The sequence below is a fragment of the Methanosarcina sp. DH2 genome (assembly GCF_020804225.1).
Taxonomy (GTDB): Archaea; Halobacteriota; Methanosarcinia; order Methanosarcinales; family Methanosarcinaceae; genus Methanosarcina.
Genome location: NZ_WJBI01000007.1, coordinates 1 through 23,078, shown reverse-complemented (window position 1 = coordinate 23,078; position 23,078 = coordinate 1). Strand labels below are relative to the sequence as shown.

The window sequence follows — 23,078 nt, the reverse complement described above, 5'->3', positions numbered from 1 at the left end:
TATTAAACCTCCTAGGCAGATTCAATCCCGATTGCGATAGGATATTCCGAATGGTCTATGAGGTCGATATGCAGTTTTTCAGAAGAACCAGGCCCGGTAGCATAGTTAGCCCTTACTTCCTGTTCGAAAGTAAGGTTTCTATCCAAAGTAATTTCATACATGTAAATTCCGGGTTCAGCTCTAATCTCAGAAAAAGAAATTTCATTGAGAGGATTCAACGAATAAGTCTTGCAGAACATCGGTTCCTTATAGAAGTCCAGGATTTCGATACCTATCTCATGTGTTTTCTTATCTTCATTTTTCAGAAAGAACTGAAAAGAGTCTGGAGAAAATTTCTGCTCTAATTTTTCTTCGGTATCTTCGTTATAGTATCTGCATATAAGATGGACAACTTTTCCATCATATTTTTGATCCGTAGCTGCAACTCCATAGGAGAGTGTGTAAAAGTCAATATTAATTAAGCCGTCAATTGTATCGTTGCCTACTGCAAAAACTGCACTGCTTTCCGGCTTTCCGACAATGTATCCGGCATAGGTTGTTTGTGAGTTGGTAGTATTGGTTTCTTTCAGTTTCAGTTTTAAGTGCTTTCCCATCAGGCTTAGATTTACACTCCCGTTTGAAGCGGACTCCCTGAATCTTTGAGGGTTTACTATCACGGTTTCAAAATCCTCACAAGCCACAGGGACCTCGAAAGAATGTCTATCAAACACCAGTTCTTCAAATACGCTATTCTCATCGATCATGCAGCTTTTAATCTCTGAAGAACTTCCTGCGGAACCGGAGGCAAAAATGAATCTAAGTGGATTTAACGAGTGTTTCAGTCTCTCTCTGTCTTTTTCCCAGTCCATTATAAATACAGTGTGAACAGTTTTCCCGTCAGATACCTCAGAGGTAACTGCAATATTATACATCAGGTCTTCAAACTCTATGGAGCCGCTAAGTAAATCACCGCATACGTAGAAGGTTGCCTTACTTTGAGGTATTTCTTTAATATGCCCCGAGTAGCGATGTGATTTCCCCCCATTAAGTCTGGAAATCTCCTCGATTTCTACTTCAAAATTTCTCTCTAATAACCTGAGATTTACACTCCCGTTTGCAGCAGAGTTCTCGAATTCTTCAACGTCTATTGTAATAGTTTCAAAACCATCCCAATATTCATGGGACTCAAATGGAATATCCTGAACCTCAATCCTCTGAATGATATTATTACCAGAGGTCCCTGAAAGTTCCCGGAGCGACCTTTCACCTGAAGCAATTTTATCGGGTTGCGCTCCAGGACCTTCAGGAGTTTTAACTTTACTATTATCATCAGTTAAAACAAGAAATCCTGAGAGAGCAGCCAGAATCAGAAAGGCAGCAAGTACTCTTTCTGTACTACTTAATTTCATTCGAATCCCCCAACTCGGAAATAATAAATAACAAACTCTCCAATCAAATATAGATCTGCACTCTTTCTAGAAGAACTTTGTTCTATTACTTCATTCTTTTGTGGGTTTGTGCCCTGATGCCAATAAAAAGAATAAAGAAAAGGCAGGTCACTAAAGATAACTATAGAAAATTATGCTTAAAAGCTGTATAATGAAGAAAAGAGAAGGAGTTCTGCAGATGAATTTAAAGCAGAAGGCTTGATGAAAAAGATAAAGGTCAGAGGTTATCTCTGCTTCTTTGATTTTGATTTTTCTTTTTGCCTTTCCTTCTGCTGGTTAAAAACGGAGGGCAGATGGAGAGCATATGAACCTTCTTCCCTGATTGCCATAACAAGTTCTTTTCGCTCTAAAAGAGAATCCAGATTAAGTTCGTAAGAGCCGGGGCCGAGAATCCTTACGGACTCTACCCTGTTCTCATCAGTTTTACTTTCGTTTCCTAATTGTTGACCCCTGTCTTTTTCTCCGGATGCAAGGGCCTCGTCAATATTCCTGACAACCTCGTCCAGAGAGGCTTCAAGATCCAGTTTTTGTTCTTCCAGAGCGGGCCTTCCCTGGTTTTCCAAACCTTCTGGCTCTTTTTTCACATAGAGGAACTTATTCCAGCCGCAGTTCGGGCAGCCGCTAAGGACTACAGAATCTCCGTCTTCAAAAATGGTTCCGCATCTGGTACATCTATGGGGCATGAGTTCACCGGTAATTGATAATACAAACTTAATTGCTGCAGGATCTATAATCTTATAATGGATATCTTACTAGATCTGCGCACTTAGATACTTCTTAGATATGTATATCTAAGATACTTCTTAAATACGTATTTACTTAGATAGAGATCTTAAACTGATCATTAAATTGGCAACTTAAACAGGCAATTGGATTGAGTATGAGATTGATTCTTATAAGAAATTGACATCAACATCAGTATACATTGATACGTACATCAGTATACATTAAATAATATCTTAAGTAAATACCTTTAATAAATATGTATATTTGTATTTACAATTTTTTTATATAGTGATTTTAACAAAAGATTTGTTTTAACCGGAGGGCTTCCTGCCCTTATCGGCTGCAAACCTCCTGCTTTCAGTAGTCCTGCTTTCAGCAGGTAATTTCTGGGGAGATTATGTCTAGTTTTCCCGGTATCGAGTGTAACCTTGAAATGCAAACTACTGATGCCAGATTACTGGTGCACAGACTATCGACACACAAACAAGCAATAAATATTTTTATAAAAGTTTCCAATACTCCTTCCCGTCAATAACCTCAGAACGGGTTCTACGGACTCGGTCCATCTCTTCCATGACTTCCTGGAGCCTGCCAGGTTGGGTAATTTCAAAAACTACCGGATCAAGGGCGTGGTTTATGTAAAGGCTGTGTTTAAGGTCTTCAAGAGTCCAGAGCTTCTTAGGGTCTTTTCTCATGTTTTTTGTCAGAATACTTATCATGTCTTCCATAAAATTCCAGGGATAGACAATCCATGCCCAATCTTCAAGCCGCTCTCCTACATAATCAGGATCAATTTTCGAGCTTCCCAGGTATTGTAAGGAAGCGGTTCGAACCTCTTTGGGATTCCTGCCTTCTATGTAGGTTTTAGCACTGATCATACTCTCCCCTGTATCCACAATGTCATCAACGATAAGCACTTTTTTGCCTTCGATTACATTGTCTGAGAGAGGATACCGTATATAAGGTTCTCCGGTGTCAATAGCTGCAGACCCTATGTAATGTTCGATTTTAAGGCTGGACAGGTCATCGAGCCCAAGAAAATCACACAGCACACGTCCCGCAAACCAGCCTCCCCTGGCAAGTGCGATAATAACATCCGGCTCATATCCGGAGCTTTTGATTTCTCTTGAAATGTTTCGGCACAGGTTGTAAATGTAATCCCAATTAGTAAGCACACATCTAAACGATTCTATGAAAAACCCTCCCGGATCCGAAACCCGGTGCATTGGTCAGGAAATTAATTATTTCAGGAGCACTCATGTCCAGGCTCCACCTTCGAGATCATATAATTCAGACCATAGACTTTAAGTTTTCTTATCTTGTTAAAAAATAGTTCGGAAAAGGACTAAAAAGAAACACTTTAAGGCAAATTTGAAAACCTTACTGGCATATTTTGATGCAGTTAAGATATTATTTGAAAAAAGCCTTAAAGCTAAAGATATTTGATTACTGCTGCCGGAAATAAAAGGCTCAAGAGATCTTCCAGAAAGCAGAAAGGATCAAAAATAATTTTTCCGCAGAGAAGTGAATCTGGATAGTGAAAACAATGGACAAAATGTTGATAGACCTGCTCTTTATGTCCCAGAAAAGAAAGGACCTTTTGCTCCTCCTCAAGGAGGGAGGAAAAACGATAGAAGAAATCGTAGATCTCCTGAATGTTACCCCTACAGGGATGCTTCCCCAGATCAAAAAGTTAAAGGAGGATTTTCTGGTTTTGCAGGATGATAGAGAATACCGGCTTACCCCTCTTGCAGAAATTCTGGTTGAAAAAATGCAGCCCCTGCTTGACATTCTTGAAGTCATCGAGGAACATAAAGAATTCTGGCAGGAGCGTGATCTGAGTGGTTTGTCTCCAGCCTTCCTTGAGAGACTTAACGAACTAAAACCATATTCTCTTGTAAAACCCGATCCTGATAAAATTTTCGAGACTCCTGCAGTGTTTCTAAAAAATATAGAAAAGTCAAAAAACCTGCTTTCTCTGTCTTCAATATTCCATCCGGCACTTCCAGGGGTATTTCTCAGAACTGCAGATAAAAATACTGAAATTACTCTTGTAGTAACAAAAAGAATTTATGAAAGATTAAAAAACGACTTCGAGAAAGAACTGAAACTTTATCTGGCCAGAAAAAACAGGCGGCTTTTTGTTTGCACTGACGAAATAAAAATAGCTATGTTGACGAAAACTGAACATTTCATGATGGCTGATTTCCTTACTTGGAAAGGAGCTTATGACCAGGAAAGTATTATAAGTTTTGAACTCGCCCCTTTGAAATGGACTGAAGACCTTATTCTCCATTACAAAGACAAGGCTCAGGAGATAAAAGGATAAATTCGGACAAAAAAGTTATCAAGAGAAGGTTTTATTTCAACATATATTTTCCCGTCTCTACAGGCGAAAAAATGCCCTGATTTTTCTTTATAGAGGTTGCCGGTCTCATATCCTGAAGTATTGCATTCTTCGTAATCCAGAATCCTGATACTGAATCCCAGCCTGTAAAAGCTATTTTTCTTCAGCAGAGCGGAGTGATACTTCGGGGTACCGTTTAAAAAATGGAAGACTCTCTCAACACTCCAATCGTCCCACTTTACCAGTTTATCATATTCTTCGGGCTTGATTTTTCTGGCCCTTACTGTTGGAGTGCCAATAGGCTGCTGTTTAATTCTGACACTCCCGTTTTCAAGAACATCCATCGCCTCTGAGAGCAGTTTAATTCCGGTAGAGACCAGCTTTTGACCGGTTTCTTCGAGTGCCTCTCCAGAATTTATAAGGACACGTTCCTGGCAGATGATATCTCCCGTATCTTCTCCCTTATCCACGCAGTGAAGGGTTACACCGGGATTGAGTATATGATCATAGTATTCCCAGAACAGCGGATTGGGCCCTCTGTACTCCGGAAGGTACGAATAATGGATATTAATAGTACCATGTAAAGGAATACTGAAAACATTCTCTTTCAACAGGTGAGACATGGAATATATGACAATAAGATCAGGTTCCACACTCCTGACCCATTTTTCCAGATCCTTACTGTTCTCTTTTCTAAGATAATAGTAAGGGATTTGCAGTTTTCGGGAAAAAAGTCTCAGGCTCAAAGGATTTGAAGTCAGCGAGTAGTGAACACCTGTAAGGAACCTTCCTGCTGCTTTGAGAAACTTATCTGGTTCGTTTGCTGGGGCACAATCAACAATTCCCACAACTTTATGTTTTGATTCTATAATGGCTTGAAGAATTTGCGGAATGCCCTGTGTAATAACCACAACCCTCAATAGAATCCCACCTAAAATTTTATCGGATACCAGATGAAAACAAAACCTCTACAGGCACTTCTTTGAACCTTCCTTTAAACCTTTCTTTCAACCTTTCTTTCAACCTTTCTTTCAACTGCACTTCGTGCCAATCTTAGCCGCTTTTTACTAACTCAAATCGAAAAACTCCCTGAGTGCCGCTCTACTTACTCTTTAAATCCTTTTGGCAAAAATCGATTCGCTATAAAGAGAAAGATGTAGTTCATATAATTTCAAAATAACAGAGAAAATAAACATATTATTAAAGCTGCGAACAGAACTGAAGCTTAAGCAAAGGATAAATTCGAACAGGCTTATCTTTTTATCTATATATTAGAAGAATCAAGAGGGAGATAAATGAAAGAAAAAATAAATGGCAGGCCTGTAATAAATCACAGGTCTGTAAAAGCTGTGAGACTAATGGCAGTCCTGTTCGTTATCTTTACAGTTTCACTTTCCGGCTGTGTTGACGATGGACAAAACAATACGGATAACGAAACAGAAGGTCAAGTAACCGACGGCCAGAACACCAGCGAACAAGAATACATATACGGTACTGCAAACGTGGAAAGCATCGATATTCTGACTCTCGAATCTTTTCCCGTACAGATACACGTGATAGCAGAAGGCTATCTTCCTGATGGATGCACCGAAATCGACGAAGTAAACACTGAAAGGGAAGGAAACGTCTTCAATATCAATATCACGACAAAGCGCCCAAAAGATGTAATGTGTACCCAGGCTATAGAAGATTTTGAGAAAACAATTCCACTTGACGTGCAGGATCTCAAAGCCGGAAACTATACTGTAAATGTAAATGGGGTAACAGGATCATTTGAACTTGCCGTTGATAATACATTAGAGGAACTGCCGAGCCCCATGCCTCCGAGACAGCAGGTAGTAACCGAAGCTGGCAATGGAACAAGTATAAGCCTCGAAAATGAAGAGACATTTTATCTCAGGCTCCAAGAAAACCCTACCACGGGCTATTCCTGGGAACTTAACCTGAGCCAGGGACTCAGTCTGGTTTCGGATGAGTACTATACTCCAGAGTCTGAAGAAGGTGAAGAGCCTCTTGTTGGTGCCGGAGGAGTTCATCTTTGGGAAATCAAAGCCGATTCCGAGGGCAACCAGCAAGTAATGGCAATATATAAAAGATCCTGGGAAAATGAAACCGGCACTGAAGACAGATTTACACTTAGTGTCGAAGTGGTCTGAACTGCAGTCTTGCTTTTCATGCCTTTTCCTCCTTTTTATCTTTTATTAAGTAAGAGAAATATCAAGTTAGGAGGAATCCCAATTAAGAGATGGGGCATGAAAAAATACTTCCTATCAGCAGTCACCTCATTTTCCAGCGATCTCACGGGAGCCCCAGGGCTTGTTTTAAGTCTTTAAGGCAACTGTCGCAGATATACGACGTGCCTATCTGAGTACACCCAAGTATATTTACATCTTCCCTGTGTTCTTTTTCTTCGGGGTTTCCGGAATAGCTTTCGCAGTAGACTCCGCATTTTACTTCACAATAGGCTCCGCAAAACAAACATCTGGTCATAGTATAATGTGGGTCTCCGGCTTTCAAATATCTTTCCTGAAAATTCCAGGTTAACCAGCAAAACTAGAAATGAATAAAAACCTGAAAAAGGTAGGATTGAAACTGTGAAGCTTCTAAAGCAGATGCAAAGTTATCCGATTTTCCGGAAAGATTAATGGATCGAGCGAAAAGTATATAAGTAATCGTTAGTATGTTCAGGTAGTTGTCTCAGGCAAGGTGCCTGACCTATAAAACCCTGTAGCGGGGTGGGGTAGCCAGGAGATCCCGACGGGCTCATAACCCGTAGACCGATGGTTCGAATCCATCCCCCGCTATCAGAGAACTTTCAGATAACTCTTTTCCTGATAATTTTCCTTTTGGACAAAATAAAGCAAAAACCCTGTAGCGGGGTGGGGTAGCCAGGAGATCCCGACGGGCTCATAACCCGTAGACCGATGGTTCGAATCCATCCCCCGCTATCAAAACAATTCTTTTAGATATTGGTTTCATTTTTCTTTACCCGATAATTTGTATTATCTCAGGTTTTGTACCGTACCTCTATTTTTTATATCCGGGCACTCATTAATATCCAGTTAATCAATCCTATCTTATGCTTTCTATCGTACCTTTTTAAAGCGTCAGAAACTCAAAGGCTTATTAAGTAAAGATCACTTTCTTATACAGGATTAACAGGATTAAAATAAATTCAGAAAAGATCACCTTCCTATAAGGTAAAAATAAACGCAAGAAAAAGTAATCTCCTTGCATAGGCTAATAAACGGAACTTAAACTACCTTTTTATCCATTCTCAAAATTAAGCAGGACGATTCTCATATGGTAATGGAAAAACTCGGAGACTCCTTACAGGGGGCACTCAAGAAACTGATCGGCGCAGGGAGAATTGATGAGCGCACGGTCAACGAAGTAGTAAAGGATATTCAGCGGGCTCTGCTCCAGGCCGATGTTAACGTAAAACTTGTCATGGGGATGTCCCAGAGAATCAAAGAGCGTGCAATGAAAGAAGAACCTCCTGCGGGTATGAACCCGAGGGAGCACGTAATCCGCATCGTATATCAGGAACTGATGGAAATCATCGGGAAAGGAGCGGAAATTCAGCTCAAGCCCCAGACAATCATGATGGTGGGGCTACAGGGAAGCGGAAAAACCACGAGCACTGCAAAACTCGCCCGCTACTTCCAGAGAAAAGGGCTCAAAGCAGGAGTTATTGCCGCAGATACATTCCGTCCTGGGGCTTACCACCAGCTTAAGACTCTCTCTGAGAAACTCAATGTGGCTTTTTACGGAGAAGAAGGAAACCCTGATGCTGTCGAGATCACCAGAAACGGGCTTAAAGCGCTTGATAAATATGATATAAAAATCGTAGATACTGCAGGTAGACACGCCCTTGAAGCCGACCTGATAGAAGAAATGGAACGGATTCATGCTATCGCAAAACCCGACCACAAGTTCATGGTTCTGGATGCAGGCATAGGGCAGCAGGCAAGCCAGCAGGCTCACGCGTTCAACAACTCTGTAGGGATCACAGGCGTTATCATCACAAAGTTGGACGGGACAGCAAAAGGTGGTGGAGCGCTTTCGGCAGTTTCCGAAACAAAAGCTCCGATTGCTTTTATCGGAGTTGGGGAAACCCCGGAAGATTTTGAAAAGTTCGAAGCTGACAGGTTTATTTCAAGGCTGCTCGGAATGGGAGACCTCAAGAGCCTGATGGAAAAGGCAGAGGAGAGCCTGAGCGAAGAAGACGTAAATGTTGAAGCCCTGATGCAGGGACGCTTCACCCTGAAGGATATGTACAAGCAGCTCGAAGCAATGAATAAGATGGGACCTCTGAAACAGATTATGTCAATGCTCCCTATGGGCATGGGTGGAATGGGAGGCGCGAAGTTCTCGGATGAAATGTTCCAGGCCACCAGTGACAAGATGAAAAATTACAAGATAATCATGGACTCAATGACAGAAGAGGAAATGACAGATCCTAAACTTATAGGCGGCTCAAGGATCAAAAGAATTTCGAGGGGCTCAGGCTGCAGTCCCGAAGATGTAAGAGAGCTTCTGAAGTACCACAAAACCATGCAGACGGCTCTGAAAGGTTTCAGAGGCGGAAAATTCAATATTCAGAAGATGATGAAGAAAAAACTCGGGATGTAATAATCCCGGGACTTTTTTCTATCGTTTTTATATTTTGATTATTTTTGCTCTTTTTATGTAATTCTTAGAATTTACAGGATTCTTTAAGATAACCCCGACTCTTTTTAGAGATTTAGAGATTTTTTTCTAAATTACAGAAGTGTCAGTACTGATTGATCAGTACTGATCACAAACCTCAAAGAAGTTCATAAGTAACTTTTCTCCCTGCGCGGTGTGGGAAACCTCAGGATGCCATTGGACACCATAAATCGGTTTTGTGGGATGGCGCATGGCTTCAATTTCACAAACATCTGAGCGGGCAAGGTGGATAAACCCTTCAGGAAGAATGGCAACCTCATCTGCATGAGAAGCCCATACAGTTGTTTTTGGGCCAAGTCCCCTGAGTATGTCATCTTCTTCGAGGACCTCTATTTCAACCTCGGCATACCCGCCTTTTTTTCCTGCATGGACATGACCTCCGTAAGCAAGCGCAATTGCCTGGTGTCCGAGGCAGATTCCAAGAATAGGGATATCAATTTCCCGGATGTAGTCAGAGCAGAGGCCTGACCTTTCCATATCCGGCCCTCCGCTCAGGATTAGCCCGTCAGGCTTCTCCGCCAGAATATCCTCTACAGGGGTTATATTGGAAATAATCTTTGTATCCATGTCAAGGTCCCGAACAGCCCTGTGAATAAGGTGGCAAAACTGTCCGTAGTTGTTTACAACAAGGATTTTTAATTCTCTCATAGTTTTTTCCGTTCCTGTTTACAAATGTGAAATGGTTCTTACGCTCTAAGCTTATTCTATTAGCCCATGTTATCCTATTTTAATTCTTGTATCTTCCTGGCTTCGCTTCAGCACTTTCTTATTCTTCACATCCGCATTTCAAGGTTCATGCAGCTATCTCAGAAAAGAGAAAATACATCCAACAAAGAGAAGGTGTCCCAACAAAGAGAAAATACGTATGGGCAGTTATCGAAGGAATGAAATCAGACATGACAATCTAACTATAATGAACTATCCAACCACGAACTGTCAAATAAGAGAAAACTTTAAGAGCTGAGCACTATAGTACATAGATGTACAAATTAGTCCAATGGGTGTTATCTAAACCCAAAGAAGTTGTGAAGCTGCACAGGATCAGGGCTTGAATAAGTTTAAATATAAGATGCGTGCTACTATGTGACATACTAGCACGCTAGAAAGAATCAATTGATAAAATCAATAAAACTTACAAATAAAGTAAATTAGTTCAGAACTTAGGGGAACTACCATGTCAGAGATTGGCAAAAAAATACGCATAGAAAGGCTGATGAATCGGGAGAGCAGAAACATGGTCATTATTCCCATGGACCATGGGATCTCCGACGGACCCATTGAAGGGCTTATTAATATTACCGATACAGTTAATAGGGTTGCCGAAGGAGGAGCAAACGCAGTTCTTATGCAGAAAGGAATGGTCAGGTACGGACATAGAGGATACGGTCATGATATCGGGCTTGTTGTGCATATCAGTGCCTCTTCTATACTGAGCCCCGACCCCAACGCTAAGGTGCAGGTCTGTACTGTTGAGGAAGTGATAAAAATGGGAGCTGATGCAGTTTCAATGCATATCAATGTAGGGTCCGACACGGAAACCGACCAGCTCGAAAAGCTAGGGACAATCTCCAGGGACTGCACGGAATGGGGTATGCCTCTTCTTACTATGATGTACCCCAGAGGCAAAAAAATCACAAATCCTCACGACCCTGTAAATGTGGCACATGCTGCCAGGATTGGAGCCGAACTCGGGGCTGACGTTGTAAAAACCGTATACACCGGAGATCCTGACAGTTTCAGAGATGTGGTAAGGGGCTGCCCTGTGCCTGTAGTAATTGCAGGTGGACCGAAGACCTCAACCGACTTCGAGCTTCTTGAAATGATTGACGGAGCAATGGAAGCCGGAGCTAGAGGAGCTGCAATCGGAAGAAATGTGTTCCAGCACAGGGATCCGGTCAGGCTGACCAGGGCTATTTGCGAAATCGTACACCATAGAAGGCCTGTAGAAGAAGCTCTTGAGCAATTAAAGTAAAGAGACATTAAGAAAAGGGTGCTGAGAAGCAAAAACTAAGCCCGAAATAAAAAATAAAAACCGAAAATGAAAGTACCGGAGTAAGGCCGGAGTAAAAAACAGAATTTATGAACGGGGTTGAAAGCCTTTGAAAAAGAAAAGCGTCTGGATAAAAGCCGATGAAGGCGGATGGGAAGAACAGAAAGAGAGAATCACGACAGGCCTGGAATCCGGAGCCGACTGTGTACTTGTAAATCCGGGAGATGTAGAGAAAGTCAGGGAACTCGGAAACATTACAGTAGCAGCCTTTGCCCGTGACAACAAGTCCGGAGCTGATATCGTGGTAGTGGGAAAGAGAGGAGAAGGTGACGGGACAAAACCCCTGCCCGCGGAGCTTCCGGGTTCTTTTGATGTAAACGCAGCAACCCTGCTCATGGATAAAGGCGTGAACGTAGGCGGATATGTGGTCATCAAGGATAAACACTATGAACGCTTCGCAGCCGAAATGGGAAAGATCTGCGATTATCTGCTTGTGACAGGCACTGACTGGAAAGTTATTCCTCTCGAGAACCTGATAGCCGATCTCCAGCGCGAGAAAGTAAAGATTATCTTCGGGGTAAAAAGTGCTGAAGAAGCAAGGCTCGCCTTCCAGACTCTTGAAGCAGGAGCTGATGGAGTTCTCCTTGACAGCGGAAACCCTCAGGAAATAAAAGATACGATCAAGGCTGCAAGAGAACAGGAAAGCGAAAGCGCCGAACTTGAAGCTGCAGTGGTAACCAGGGTAGAACCCCTTGGAATGGGAGACCGGGTTTGTGTGGATACTTGCAACCTCATGCAGCGCGGAGAAGGCATGCTTATAGGTTCGCAGGCAAGCGGGATGTTCCTGGTAAATTCAGAATCCGAGGAGAGCCCTTACGTGGCAGCCCGCCCCTTCAGGGTAAATGCAGGTGCAGTTCATTCTTACATTAAAATAGGGGATAAAACCCGCTATCTTTCGGAACTCCAGACCGGAGATACCGTAACTATTGTAGACTCGAAAGGAAAACAGAGGGAAGGTATAGTTGGCAGAGTCAAGATCGAAAGCCGCCCTCTAATGTTAATTGAAGCAAGAGCCAGAGACAGGACTTTAACTGCAATCCTGCAAAATGCCGAAACCATCAAGCTTGTAGGAAAGGATGGAAGCCCGATCTCAGTTGCAAAACTGAAGAAAGGAGACGAGGTCCTTGTCCGTCTCGAAGAAGGAGCCAGACATTTCGGCAAAAAAATACAGGAGACAATCATAGAGAAGTAACTTATTATAAGCTTCTTATTCAAAAGCTTAAAACGCAGAAGCTCGATAAACAGGCAGATTATCCAACACAGGTAAATCACTGGTTACAGGCAAAATACCCAGTTACAGACAAATAAACAGCTCCCGGATTCGGAGAAAGCATGACCCACATAGGCCCATTTGACCTTGAACAGAAAACTGCGGTTGTTGCAGTAATTCTCGAAAAACCGATTGATTCCTCAAAAAAAGCAGCCGAAAAAGGAACCGATATTCTTGAAGTCCGGTTGGACTTGCTGGGAGTCAAGGACCTGGAGAGAGCTGCAGAAACAGTAAGGGAAATAAAGTCTGAAACAGGGCTTCCTGTAATCGTTACTAACCGTTCCAGGAAGGAAGGAGGAAAATGGGAAGGAAAAGAGAGAGAAAGAACCGGACTTCTTACAGGGCTCCTTTCTTTTAAAGATGGACCGGATAAAAACGGACCTGATGCAGTTGATATCGAACTCTTTGCAGATAGGGAGGAAAGAGACAAAGTTATAAAAGTGGCAAAAGAGTACGGAAAAACCGTAATTGTGTCTTCCCATGACTTTTTAAAAACTCCTTCTCTTCAGGAAATGAAAGCAATTCTTGAAGAAATGTTTCTTTCTGGTGCAGATATTGCCAAACTTGCAGTGATGCCCCAGTCAATGGAAGATGTCCTTAATCTTTTGCGAGTTACGCTGGATTTCAGGGGTGCGGGAAAGTCAGTATGCACTATTGCCATGGGGGAGCAAGGAAAACATACAAGAGTAATTGCGCCTCTTTACGGTTCAGTCCTGACATATGCTTCGATGGAAAAGGATTCAGCCGCAGCCCCGGGTCAGCTTCCTGTGGATGAAGTAAAGAAGATAATGGAAATGCTAAAATGAAGCAAGTTTTTGGTGTATTTGGAAACCCTATAGGGCATTCCCTTTCCCCTGCCATGCATAATGCAGCGTTTTCAGCCCTTGGAATGGACTGCATCTATCACGCTTTCAGAGTCAGGCCGGAAAAACTGGAAAAAGCAATCCTCGGAGCAGAAGCTATGGGGTTTGGAGGGCTTAACCTGACAGTTCCATTAAAAGAGGAGGCTCTGAAACTGGACTTTATCAAGCCTGATCCCCTTGCAAAAAGAATTGGAGCAGTAAATACTGTAATCTTTGAAAAAACAGGAGAAATTCAGGGGTACAACACCGATGGATTGGGAGCAAGGCAAGCACTCCTGAATGCTGCAGTGGAAATTGAGGGGTCCAGAGTGGTGATCGCAGGGGCAGGAGGAGCAGCAAGAGCGGTCGCTTTTCAGCTTGCAGCCGATGGGGCCGATATCACAGTAATAAACAGGACCGAAGAAAGGGCACTCGAACTTGCAAAAGAGATCTCGGCTGAAACCCTTCCGGGAAAAATAAACGGTGCCGGGCTTTCAGGGCTAAAAGAATTGTTGCAGGATGCAGATATCCTGATCAATACCACAACTCTCGGGATGCACCCGAACACAGATACAACTATTGCAACAGCAGAAGAACTTCACAGCAGCCTTACTGTTTTTGACATCGTTTATAACCCGCTTGAGACCAGGCTTTTAAGGGAAGCAAAGGCTGCCGGAGCAAAAACCGTAAGCGGGGTTTTAATGCTCGTGTATCAGGGAGCAGAAGCTTTCAAACTCTGGACAGGAGTTGAACCTCCAATAGAACTCATGAAAAAAACCATACTGGAGGCTCTGCAGGCTTGAACACGGATCTTGAGACCGGAATAATGAAGGCCGAAAAAGATCAGTGCCATGCGCTGCAAAACCATACAAGAACCCAAATATGGAACCCAGATCTGGAAAAACAGAATTTCGGAAAAACGAAGGTTCTGATCCTTGGCGGAACCGGAGAAATGGGGCAGTGGTTCACTCGTTTTTTTAAAGAAAAGGGCTATGAGGTTACTGTATGGGGAAAAGGGGGCAAGGTGGAAGTCGCCAGGAGACTGGATGTGCCTTTTGCTTCGGACCTTGAAGCAGTTATCCCTGAAAGTGATATAGTAATCGTATCCGTCCCTATCAATGCAACGGAAGAAACTATTGCAGGGGTTGCCCCAAAGATGAAAGCAGGCAGCCTTCTTATGGACTTTACCTCCATCAAGGTAAAGCCTGTAGAAGCTATGCAGAGCTTTGCACCCGAAAATGTTGAGATCCTTGGAACACACCCTATGTTCGGCCCCACAATTCCCACAATCCGGGGGCAAACCGTAATCCTTGTTCCGGTAAAAGGGCGTTCTGAAAAATGGTTTCCGATAATCAGGCAGCTTTTTGAGGAAAACGGTGCACACGTTGAAATCACGACCGCAGTCGAACATGACCGGCTGGTCTCGGTAGTGCAGGGTCTTACTCATTTTGCTTATATCTCTATAGGGGCGACTATTAACAGGCTTGACTTTGACATCAAGAAATCCAGAAAATTCGTAAGCCCGGTTTACAGTATAATGCTTGACTTTGTGGGCAGAATTCTTGGACAGAATCCCTACCTCTACGCCCTGATTCAGATGGAAAACCCGGGTGTTCCGGAAGTGCATGAGGCATTTATAAAGGAATGTGAGGAACTATCCAGCCTTGTACGGGCTCATGATGAAGAGGGCTTTGTAAGAAAAATGAAGGCTGCTGCCCGAAAATATGATGATACATCCCATGCCCTGCACAGGTCGGACAAACTTATTAATTCCAGGATAGCCGAATACGAGACTATCCTTAACTCTGTCGGAAAAGTCTGCGGTTTTTCTCACATTTACTCCGGAAAAGTCCATGTAGGTAGAGTGGAAAAGGTGGGGCCGAACGAGATAGTTCTTACAAAACTGGTTTCGAAAGGTACTGCTCCTAATATCAAAAACAAATTCATAAAACTCAAGCTTGAAAACCTTCGACTTCTTTCGGAGTCCGAGTTGAGGGAATGGAGAAGAAAAAATCTGAAACATTCGATCCGGGATATTTCAGTCCTCATCCCTGAAAGTGCCGACCCTGAGATAGTTCTCGGAGCAGTTAATACAAACAAGCATCTTGCAGATTGTCAAATCAGTGATATCTATAACTGGGCTAATGAGACAGTATCCGAAAAAAACTTAAGTGAGACAAAAAAGCTAGGAGTGACTTATAGGATAACTATTTTTGGAGACTGTAACGCAGATTATGTCGAAACTGAAGTGACAGTCCTCCTTTGCGGGCTTGGGTGCCGGATAAGAGAGAAAAACCTGAAGCGTGAGAAATGAAAGAGATATTTCCTAAAACTGTGACTTAATGAGCAGAGAAACCGATATAAACAATAAATAAATAAATACAAAACATAATGTCTCAGGTCAAATGGAAAATTTCTCTTTTATTTGCACTTATCACTCTTACTATATTTTTTTCACTTCTTTTAAGCGGTGATAAGTTTATTGAAAGCAATGGAAATGCAACGAACGCCACAGCAGTAGCTGGAGTTTCAAGCGAAAATCAGGTCACATATCTCATAAATAGGCTGGAAACTGGTGACCGTGAAACAAGATTAAACTCAATAGCTGAACTTGGAAAATTCGGAAAGCTGGCAGCAAACGCTCTCATTGAAAGGATTGAAAATGTTGAATCGATTGAGGCCGGAAATTCAAGCTCGGGAGAAATAAAAAGTTATATGCTTCTCGCACTTCTTGAAACCGGAGATGAAAGAGCGGAAAGTACTCTTTCAGGAAACTTTGAAGAGAACGGGGCTTCAAATAGGACTGCAGCTGATGAAGCCGGAAAACAGAGTCAGGGAGAAGTTCCAAAAGATATTATGCAGGCTATAGAAACAAAAGATAAAGCCATGCGAGAGAGCCTTGCAAGATCCCTTAATATGGAATACGGAAATGACACGGATATTCTTGAAGAGGCTCTAAAAGCTGAAGAACAGAATTCTACGCTCTATACTTCCTTTGCACTTTCAAAAATTGACCCTGAAGAACCGGGGAACGAAACTGAAAAACTCCTTAACGCTCTTAAAAGCGAAAATGGATACGTAAGAGTTGCAGCTGCAATGGCTCTTGGACAAGAAAAGGAAAAAGCTGCAACAGACCCCTTACTGAAAATGCTTACCAGGGACTACCCTCTGGCAAAATATAGCGCATCTATGGCACTTGGAGAACTCGGAGATGAAAAAGCCGTAGATACCCTGATGATGGAATTAAAAAATAACGAGAAAGATTACATCAGGAGCAGTATTGCAGTCTCCCTTGGAAAACTAGAAGCAGAAGAAGCTGTACCATATCTTATCGAGAGACTGAGAGACTCAAAGGCTTCGGTAAGGAGTAATGCAGCCCTTACGCTTGGTAGAATGGGAAATGAATCGGCAGTAGAGCCGCTGATAGACGTTCTGGCGAGCGGAAAAGAAGCTGAAGGAAGAAGAAAAGATAACCTGAACGCAAATGCAGATGTCCGAAAAAGTGTTGTCCTTGCCCTTGGAGGAATAGGAGGCCCAAAGGCTACGGAAACATTAACCGGAGTGCTAACCGATGATGGGGAAATGGTTGAAGTAAGGGTAGCTGCAGCCTCAGCTCTTGGAAATATAGGAAGCCCTGAAGCTGTAAGTACCCTTAAAATGGTGTTTGACAATCAGACCATGAATATGGGCATAAGAAACGGAGCCCTCCTTGCTCTTGGAAAAACTAAAAATCAGGAAGCTGCAGGGTTTTTCATAAAAAAACTGGCAGATAAAGACTTTGGAGTTAGCGCTAGAGAAGCCCTTATAAATATGGGAGAACCGGCGGTTGAGCCTCTTATAGAAAACCTGAAAACCGAAGACCTGAAAATTAAGGATGAAACTGCCCTGATTCTTATTGAAATTGGGGACCCGAGAGCAGTTGAGCCCCTTATTCAGGCTTATCAGTGATTTAGAGCTATCAGTAATCAAAAACCTGAAAGTCCTGAAAAAACTCAAAAAAGCGGCTGAAAAAGCCGCATTCTTTTTTACTCAGATAATTCTTTACTCGAATTTTACTCTGGTATTTTACTCGGGTGTTTTCATCCATACGGATTATTCATGTTTTCATCCGGGGATTATGCATGTTTTAGATTATCCGTGTTTTTTGAGAACAAAGGTTCAGAAAAAATTAAAACAAGTTAATAATTTAAATCAAACTTATAAGATCTTCCAGTGCAGCCTTTGGATCTGCAGCTTTAACAATTCCAGAAGCCAGAAGCACACCTTCCGAGCCAAGGTCAAGGGCTGCCCTGAGGTCTTCACCTTTTGAGATTCCGGCTCCACAAAGCACTTTTACTTTATGATTGACTTTTGCTACTGCCTCAACAGAACCACTAACAACTTCAGGGTCGGCTTTTGAGACCGGGATTCCGCTGCCTATAAGTTCAGGAGGCTCGATTGCAACATAATCCGGACCAAGGACTGCTGCTGCTGCTGTTGTAGGGACGTTATTCGTACATATCACTGTCCTGAGCCCGAATTCTTTTGCCGCTTTCAGAGAAGCTTCGATTTCTGCAAGAGTCAGACGCCTTTCGGAATGATTGATCAAAGTCCCGACAGCTCCTGCTTCTTTTATGCATTTTCCGAAGATATGGCCAGTAAAGCTTCCTGCGCCTATTCCATCCAGATGCTGGGAAAAGACTGGAAGCTCAACCTCGGAAGCTACCCTGTAAATATCCGGGAGCTGAGGAGCTACCGCAATCTCGATACCTGATTCTTCGGACACGATTTTACAGGCTTTTGCAATATCAACTGCTCCCTGACCTGTGCCCTGTATATAGGTCTTATAGTTCAGTAAAATGAATGGTGAACTCAAGAAAGATACCCTCCTGAGAAGTGAAAAGAAAGTGAAAAATAAAAAGCGTGGAAATCCACACTTTCGTTGAGAGTTTCTGCCGGAGGTTTTGCCGTAACTTTGTTATTAGCGGTTTATTAGCTGTTTCTAACACTTTTAACAACAGCCGTTTTAGCAGTTTCTCCGGCAGCTTTTTAGGAAATATTCGAAACCTGCTCAGAAGTCTGTCATGACCCTGAACTGGTCGATCTCTGGCTTGTTAAGACTATTAATGAACTGCTCAGCCATTTCCCTGATGTCTTTTGCATTGGTGATAGCGCGTCCGACCACAAGGATGTCAGCACCCTGGCTAAGAGCAACAGGTACCTTGTCAAGGCGTACTCCGCCTGCAACTGCAACCAGAGCCTTTGGAGCAATCTTTTTGATTTCTTCAATGTTGCCCCAGGCATGTTCTGTGCCTTCGATATCAATTCCACGGTGGAGTTCGATGACATCGGGCATGACCTTAAGCTGCTTCAAGACCGAAATCGGGTCGTGCTGGTTGAGAGTATCCATTACCGCATAGATACCTGTCTTGTGGGCTTCTTCAATGAGCTTGTCAATGGTGCTAATAGGGGCAAGGGCTGAGACTACAATAGCATCGCCTGCAGCATCTGCAACCATTCTGGCTTCAAGATTTCCGGTGTCCAGAGTCTTCAGGTCAGCAACAATGAAAGCATCTGGCCTTACCTGCCTTATCTTGGAAATTACATCCATGCCGTAGCGCTTGATAAGGGGCGTGCCTGCCTCGATAATGACGTGGTCGCTCTTAGGGATATCCGAGATAGCCGAAAGCACGAACTCGATGTTAGGGTTGTCAAAAGCAATCTGCAGGTATGGTGGGTCCCAGAGCCTTGTGACTTTGAAGCCCATGATAGCGTGTGTGGACTTGTTGCTTTCTTCAAGCACAGTGTCGATGTCAGGGAAGCCTTCAAGTGCTCTCTTGATTGCGAGTTTTGTGGCTCCGTAGTTGTACCTGTAGATCTTATTGTAATCCTGGGCTTCAGGGTGAATAAAGACACTTACTACAATGACAATGTCCTCAACCTGATCCTTAGGGATAACTCCTTCTTCTACAGAGTCTGCTACCGCCTTTGCAACAGCTGACTGGGCAGGTCCGAAAATCCTTGCTGCCTGGTCCATATTCTTTACCGTAACCTTCGGGATAATAAGAGTAGAAGGTTTTGGAGGCAGATTGGGCCTGATAACGGAAAGGAGAGGAGTATGTCCGGCTGAAAGCTGCGTAAGGCCGTTTGCGAAAGCCTGCCCTACAGGACCTCCTTTGTCTCCTATCATCAAATCAATATGGGCAAGTTCTGAGCCCTGCCCCATTAATGCTTCTCCTATCTGAAACATGTTTGACCTCGTAAATTGGTAAATATGAGATGCAGATTACTGATAACATATACTGTGCAGAGTATTGAGAATATATACTATGTAAAGTATGATAGCTGTGTACCTTAAATGAATCTGTCATCGAATTCAGGTTAAAAGTAACCCTTTTGCTGCTTAATGCCAGCTTTATATAAATAATCTCGTATCCTCCATAAGGGTTTTCACCCCTGTACAGAGCCTTATGAATTCGATTCTATAACTAAAAGTAGTTCGGGAAACTCCCAATCAGAGGAAAATTTTAGGGCACATATCGTTCAGGACGCAAATTCCACACCTTGGAGATATAGGCCGGCAGACATTTTGCCCGAATTTTACAAGCAAAATATTTACGTGCCTCCAGTACTTTTGCGGCAGGACTTTTTTTAACTCTATTTCGGTCTCATCAGGATTCTTTGTCACTACCAGCCCAAGCCTATTAGAAATCCTGTGAACGTGCGTATCGACAGCAAGTGCGTCTTCTTTAAGGAATGCATGCGCAAGTACGCAGTTAGCTGTTTTCCTGCCGACTCCGGGAAGTTTAAGGAGAGTCTCCATATTATCCGGAACCTTGCCATTGTATTCCTCCAGTAAAATTCTGGAGATTTCCTTTATCCTTCCGGCTTTGACCCTATAAAAACCCACATCTCTTATGAGTGCTTCAATCTCCTCAACATTAGCCTCGACCATTTCCTCAGGGGTTGAGAACTTTTCAAAAAACCTTTTTGCTGCAGGATAGGTTACGTCATCCCGGGTCCTGTGGGACATAACAGTTGAGATTAATGCGAAAAAGGGTTCCCTTATGTCTACAGTGCAACCGTCCGGATAAAGTTCGAAAAGTCTCTGCATGAGTTCATCAATATCCATGCCCAAAGTTAGTATTCTCTTAATATAAAAATACAGGATTAAAGATATAATTAATTCATTAATTTAAAAAACGAAAACAGACGTTTTAGAGAGGTCTGAGTTAAAGATAAAAAATATAGAAAAGGTAAGAAATGAAAAAGAACTTTAAAAGAGAAGTGGAAAGTGCTTAAGAAGCCAAGGTCCGGATTCGAACCGGAATGGTATCGCTCTGCAGGCGATTGCGTAGCCGCTCCGCCACCTTGGCACAAAGTGGATTCTTTTAAAGCACTTTATTGAATATATAGTTTTAGGTCAAATCGGTTATAATAGAAGAAAAAAGCCAAGATCCGGATTCGAACCGGAATGGTATCGCTCTGCAGGCGATTGCGTAGCCGCTCCGCCATCTTGGCATTTTTGAGCACGTATTAGTCGTGTAGATGCAATTAAAGTAATTTCTTATATATAAATATTTAGCTTACGGCAATAAATTTCAAAGAATTTGATAAACACATTAAAAAATAAAGTGTAATCTCCAAGAAGGAGAAAACCAAATTAGGATGGAAAAATCATGGTATATGCAAGTGATCCTGCCAGAACTACCATAATTATGACAAGCAGGATGACCAGGAAAGTAGGCAGGAGTACAGCCATCGCGGATTTAACCATACTTACATCATGTACGATCATACCGCCCAGAATATAGAGGTATATTCCATAAAACCCGAAGATCCAGCCGATAAATGGAATCCAGGAAAGCAGCAGCACAGCAGTCGCATAAGATACGAACCTCACAGTACCTTCATAGCTTCCTTTGCCCCCAAGCACTTTATAAATAATATAAAGTATTGCAGCTCCGATAATGATAGAAATAATACCCATAATGGGCATCATGATCGCGACCATAAGTGAAGTAGAAAGACCGTATCTTCCAGTACCCATCATTCCATATCCGTACATGCCTCCCATCATTCCGCGGTTAAAAAGTGCGGTCAAAAGTCCGTATATAAAATAGCTGATTGCTGCAAACGTGAGAGGCTCAGCATACCCTCCAGTCGTTGGCATTTTTCTATAAAAATCAGATGGCTTTTGTATAACTTCTTTCCAGGTTTCGATGTAATCCATAGTTTATCCCAATAAAAAATAGGTAGAGTCTTTATAAAAGGATTTGTAAGGAAGGAATGAAAGTTTGTTCCCAGATTAAGAAGGGAATTCAAAAAAGCAAGTTAGAGATAAAACAAATCAGGATAAATCAGGGTTCAGTCTGGACTCTTTTTTCAGCTATGCTCTTAAGATCCAATCTTCAGATCGCATCTCAGAGGCCATTAATTATACGAAGCGATACCGTTGACTGAAAGGAATTTGAAGTCTGAAAAGCGATCACCTCAACGTTTTCAAGAAATAATCAAGTATTCAAGCATTTTTGTAGTGTATAATTATAAATTGTGCAAACTATAATTTCCTTTGCATAGGGGGTTTATGTATGAAAGGAAATGAAAAGATGGTCGAACATCTAAATGCTCGTTTAACTGAGGAATTGACTGCTATCAACCAGTATTTTGTTCATGCTGAAATGTGTGAAAACTGGAATTACAAGCGACTGGGAGAAGAAATCGAAAAGCGCGCCATTGTCGAGATGAAGCACGCTGAAAAGTTGATAGAGCGTATCCTCTTCCTCGAAGGGAAGCCTATCGTCAGCAACTTAAACGAAATGACTATCGGCTCCTTTGTGCCGGAGATGCATGAAAGTGATCGCAGGGCCGAAGATGGGGCCATTAAAGGCTACAACGACAGTATCCGCCTGGCATCAGAAATAGGAGATAATAACACTAAAGTGCTTCTCGAGGCGATCCTGAAGGAAGAAGAAGAACATATAGACTGGATTGAGGCGCAGCTCGACCAGATCAACCAGATCGGTATCCAGAACTATCTGGCGCAACAGATCTATGAATAAGGACTAATAACTGCTGTACTTCTGTTTTTGAGATATCCCTGGGGCCACCTGTGAAAAGCCATGGTAAAGAGTAAAAATTTCCAATGCCCCAGGATATCTAGAGAGATTTATCCAATGGGAAAAAAAACATTATACTTTTAGAATTTTTTTACGAGAATCAGTAAGATTGATTAATAAAGTTTGCCAGACCAGCAAAAGGCGGCAGCATGTACTTCTACAGCCTCAAAAAGAAGGCTAATGTAGAGAGATACTGATACTAAGCTTCGCTCAACAGACAAAAAGTGTACTAAACAGAGAAGAAGCTTCAAAGAATAAAACAACAGTAATAATAAAATCAACTGAAATAGCAAAACAACGTCAAGAAACGATGTCAAAAAATGATGTCAAGAAACGATATCAAAAAACATTATCAAAAAGCAGTTTCAAAAAACATTATTAAAAACTAGCGTCAGAAAACAAAATATTCAGGAAAAACAATATTAGAAAACAATATTAGAATAGGTTTGAAAGTAGTATAGGTTTGAAAGTAGTATAGGGTGAGTTTGGCAGCGATCCAGAGTTCCCGAAGGCTCGCACACTTCAGTACAGTAAGGAACGTGGACAGGCTTATCTTCTGTGTTCGGGATGGGTACAGGAGTTTCCCTGCCGCTATGGCCGCCAGA

20 protein-coding genes, 4 tRNA genes and 1 rRNA gene are annotated in these 23,078 nt (G+C 42.4%); 12 read left to right on the top strand and 13 right to left on the bottom strand.

Features of this window, described 5'->3' with window-relative positions; genetic code table 11:
- Window positions 1–11: 11 nt before the first annotated feature.
- From FXV91_RS10380 to FXV91_RS10370, 3 genes are all read right to left on the bottom strand, one after another.
- On the bottom strand, window positions 12–1,388 hold the full coding sequence (locus tag FXV91_RS10380; RefSeq protein WP_229390511.1) for a hypothetical protein: 1,377 nt from the start codon (window positions 1,386–1,388) through the stop codon (window positions 12–14).
- Window positions 1,389–1,651: 263 nt separating this feature from the next.
- Window positions 1,652–2,110 carry a Zn-ribbon domain-containing protein gene (locus FXV91_RS10375; RefSeq protein WP_229390510.1) on the bottom strand — a complete coding sequence of 153 codons (459 nt, stop codon included), beginning with the start codon at window positions 2,108–2,110 and terminating at the stop codon, window positions 1,652–1,654.
- Between the two features lie 543 nt (window positions 2,111–2,653).
- Window positions 2,654–3,379, bottom strand: a complete 726-nt coding sequence (locus FXV91_RS10370; RefSeq protein ID WP_229390509.1) for a phosphoribosyltransferase — start codon at window positions 3,377–3,379, stop codon at window positions 2,654–2,656.
- Window positions 3,380–3,699: 320 nt separating this feature from the next.
- Here FXV91_RS10370 and FXV91_RS10365 point away from each other — a divergent pair, with 320 nt between their 5' ends.
- Complete coding sequence (locus tag FXV91_RS10365; protein ID WP_229390615.1) at window positions 3,700–4,482, top strand: winged helix-turn-helix domain-containing protein; 783 nt, start codon at window positions 3,700–3,702, stop codon at window positions 4,480–4,482.
- On the opposite strand, the gene FXV91_RS10360 is transcribed toward FXV91_RS10365, so the two are convergent.
- Entirely contained in the window at window positions 4,464–5,411 is a 948-nt protein-coding gene (locus FXV91_RS10360; RefSeq protein ID WP_229390614.1) for a formyltransferase family protein, read from the bottom strand. The two genes, FXV91_RS10365 and FXV91_RS10360, sit on opposite strands and share 19 nt — an antisense overlap.
- Before the next feature lie 384 nt (window positions 5,412–5,795).
- Between FXV91_RS10360 and FXV91_RS10355 the strand changes: the two genes are divergently transcribed.
- Entirely contained in the window at window positions 5,796–6,656 is an 861-nt protein-coding gene (locus FXV91_RS10355) for a protease inhibitor I42 family protein (protein WP_229390508.1), read from the top strand.
- A 142-nt stretch (window positions 6,657–6,798) separates the two neighbouring features.
- Here the strand turns inward: FXV91_RS10355 and FXV91_RS10350 are convergent, their stop codons facing one another.
- Window positions 6,799–6,990 (bottom strand): hypothetical protein, encoded by a 192-nt coding sequence (locus tag FXV91_RS10350; protein WP_229390507.1) that lies wholly within the window; start codon window positions 6,988–6,990, stop codon window positions 6,799–6,801.
- 239 nt (window positions 6,991–7,229) lie between these two features.
- Between FXV91_RS10350 and FXV91_RS10345 the strand changes: the two genes are divergently transcribed.
- The 3 genes from FXV91_RS10345 to FXV91_RS10335 all read left to right on the top strand — a co-directional run bounded on the left by FXV91_RS10345 (window position 7,230) and on the right by FXV91_RS10335 (window position 9,135).
- Window positions 7,230–7,304, top strand: a tRNA-Met gene (locus FXV91_RS10345).
- A 69-nt stretch (window positions 7,305–7,373) separates the two neighbouring features.
- Window positions 7,374–7,448 (top strand) — tRNA-Met (locus FXV91_RS10340).
- Between the two features lie 355 nt (window positions 7,449–7,803).
- A complete protein-coding gene (locus tag FXV91_RS10335; protein WP_229390506.1) occupies window positions 7,804–9,135 on the top strand; it encodes a signal recognition particle protein Srp54 in 1,332 nt (443 codons plus the stop codon).
- A 156-nt stretch (window positions 9,136–9,291) separates the two neighbouring features.
- Here the strand turns inward: FXV91_RS10335 and FXV91_RS10330 are convergent, their stop codons facing one another.
- On the bottom strand, window positions 9,292–9,861 hold the full coding sequence (locus tag FXV91_RS10330) for a GMP synthase subunit A (protein WP_229390505.1): 570 nt from the start codon (window positions 9,859–9,861) through the stop codon (window positions 9,292–9,294).
- Between the two features lie 526 nt (window positions 9,862–10,387).
- Here FXV91_RS10330 and FXV91_RS10325 point away from each other — a divergent pair.
- The 6 genes from FXV91_RS10325 (at window position 10,388) to FXV91_RS10300 (ending at window position 17,323) form a co-directional block, all read left to right on the top strand.
- On the top strand, window positions 10,388–11,185 hold the full coding sequence (locus FXV91_RS10325) for a 2-amino-3,7-dideoxy-D-threo-hept-6-ulosonate synthase (RefSeq protein ID WP_229390504.1): 798 nt from the start codon (window positions 10,388–10,390) through the stop codon (window positions 11,183–11,185).
- A gap of 127 nt (window positions 11,186–11,312) precedes the next feature.
- Entirely contained in the window at window positions 11,313–12,455 is a 1,143-nt protein-coding gene (locus FXV91_RS10320; protein WP_229390503.1) for a 3-dehydroquinate synthase II, read from the top strand.
- 140 nt (window positions 12,456–12,595) lie between these two features.
- Window positions 12,596–13,339 (top strand): type I 3-dehydroquinate dehydratase, encoded by a 744-nt coding sequence (gene aroD, locus FXV91_RS10315; protein WP_229390502.1) that lies wholly within the window; start codon window positions 12,596–12,598, stop codon window positions 13,337–13,339.
- Window positions 13,336–14,178, top strand: a complete 843-nt coding sequence (locus FXV91_RS10310) for a shikimate dehydrogenase (RefSeq protein ID WP_229390501.1) — start codon at window positions 13,336–13,338, stop codon at window positions 14,176–14,178. Before aroD ends, FXV91_RS10310 begins: the two co-directional genes overlap by 4 nt.
- A gap of 23 nt (window positions 14,179–14,201) precedes the next feature.
- Entirely contained in the window at window positions 14,202–15,689 is a 1,488-nt protein-coding gene (locus tag FXV91_RS10305) for a prephenate dehydrogenase (RefSeq protein ID WP_229390613.1), read from the top strand.
- Window positions 15,690–15,766: 77 nt separating this feature from the next.
- A complete protein-coding gene (locus tag FXV91_RS10300) occupies window positions 15,767–17,323 on the top strand; it encodes a HEAT repeat domain-containing protein (protein ID WP_229390500.1) in 1,557 nt (518 codons plus the stop codon).
- Window positions 17,324–17,561: 238 nt separating this feature from the next.
- On the opposite strand, the gene tpiA is transcribed toward FXV91_RS10300, so the two are convergent.
- The 6 genes from tpiA to FXV91_RS10270 form a co-directional block, all read right to left on the bottom strand.
- Complete coding sequence (tpiA, locus tag FXV91_RS10295) at window positions 17,562–18,230, bottom strand: triose-phosphate isomerase (protein ID WP_229390499.1); 669 nt, start codon at window positions 18,228–18,230, stop codon at window positions 17,562–17,564.
- Window positions 18,231–18,425: 195 nt separating this feature from the next.
- Window positions 18,426–19,604, bottom strand: a complete 1,179-nt coding sequence (locus FXV91_RS10290) for a bifunctional 5,6,7,8-tetrahydromethanopterin hydro-lyase/3-hexulose-6-phosphate synthase (RefSeq protein WP_229390498.1) — start codon at window positions 19,602–19,604, stop codon at window positions 18,426–18,428.
- 264 nt (window positions 19,605–19,868) lie between these two features.
- Window positions 19,869–20,486, bottom strand: a complete 618-nt coding sequence (gene nth, locus FXV91_RS10285; protein ID WP_229390497.1) for an endonuclease III — start codon at window positions 20,484–20,486, stop codon at window positions 19,869–19,871.
- Window positions 20,487–20,658: 172 nt separating this feature from the next.
- Window positions 20,659–20,730 (bottom strand) — tRNA-Cys (locus FXV91_RS10280).
- Between the two features lie 73 nt (window positions 20,731–20,803).
- A tRNA-Cys gene (locus FXV91_RS10275) sits at window positions 20,804–20,875 on the bottom strand.
- A 142-nt stretch (window positions 20,876–21,017) separates the two neighbouring features.
- Window positions 21,018–21,587, bottom strand: a complete 570-nt coding sequence (locus FXV91_RS10270) for a YIP1 family protein (protein WP_255680157.1) — start codon at window positions 21,585–21,587, stop codon at window positions 21,018–21,020.
- A 358-nt stretch (window positions 21,588–21,945) separates the two neighbouring features.
- On the opposite strand from FXV91_RS10270, the gene bfr reads away from it, so the two are divergent.
- Window positions 21,946–22,416 carry a bacterioferritin gene (gene bfr / locus FXV91_RS10265; protein ID WP_229390495.1) on the top strand — a complete coding sequence of 157 codons (471 nt, stop codon included), beginning with the start codon at window positions 21,946–21,948 and terminating at the stop codon, window positions 22,414–22,416.
- Between the two features lie 540 nt (window positions 22,417–22,956).
- On the opposite strand, the gene rrf is transcribed toward bfr, so the two are convergent.
- Window positions 22,957–23,078 (bottom strand): 5S ribosomal RNA (rrf, locus tag FXV91_RS10260).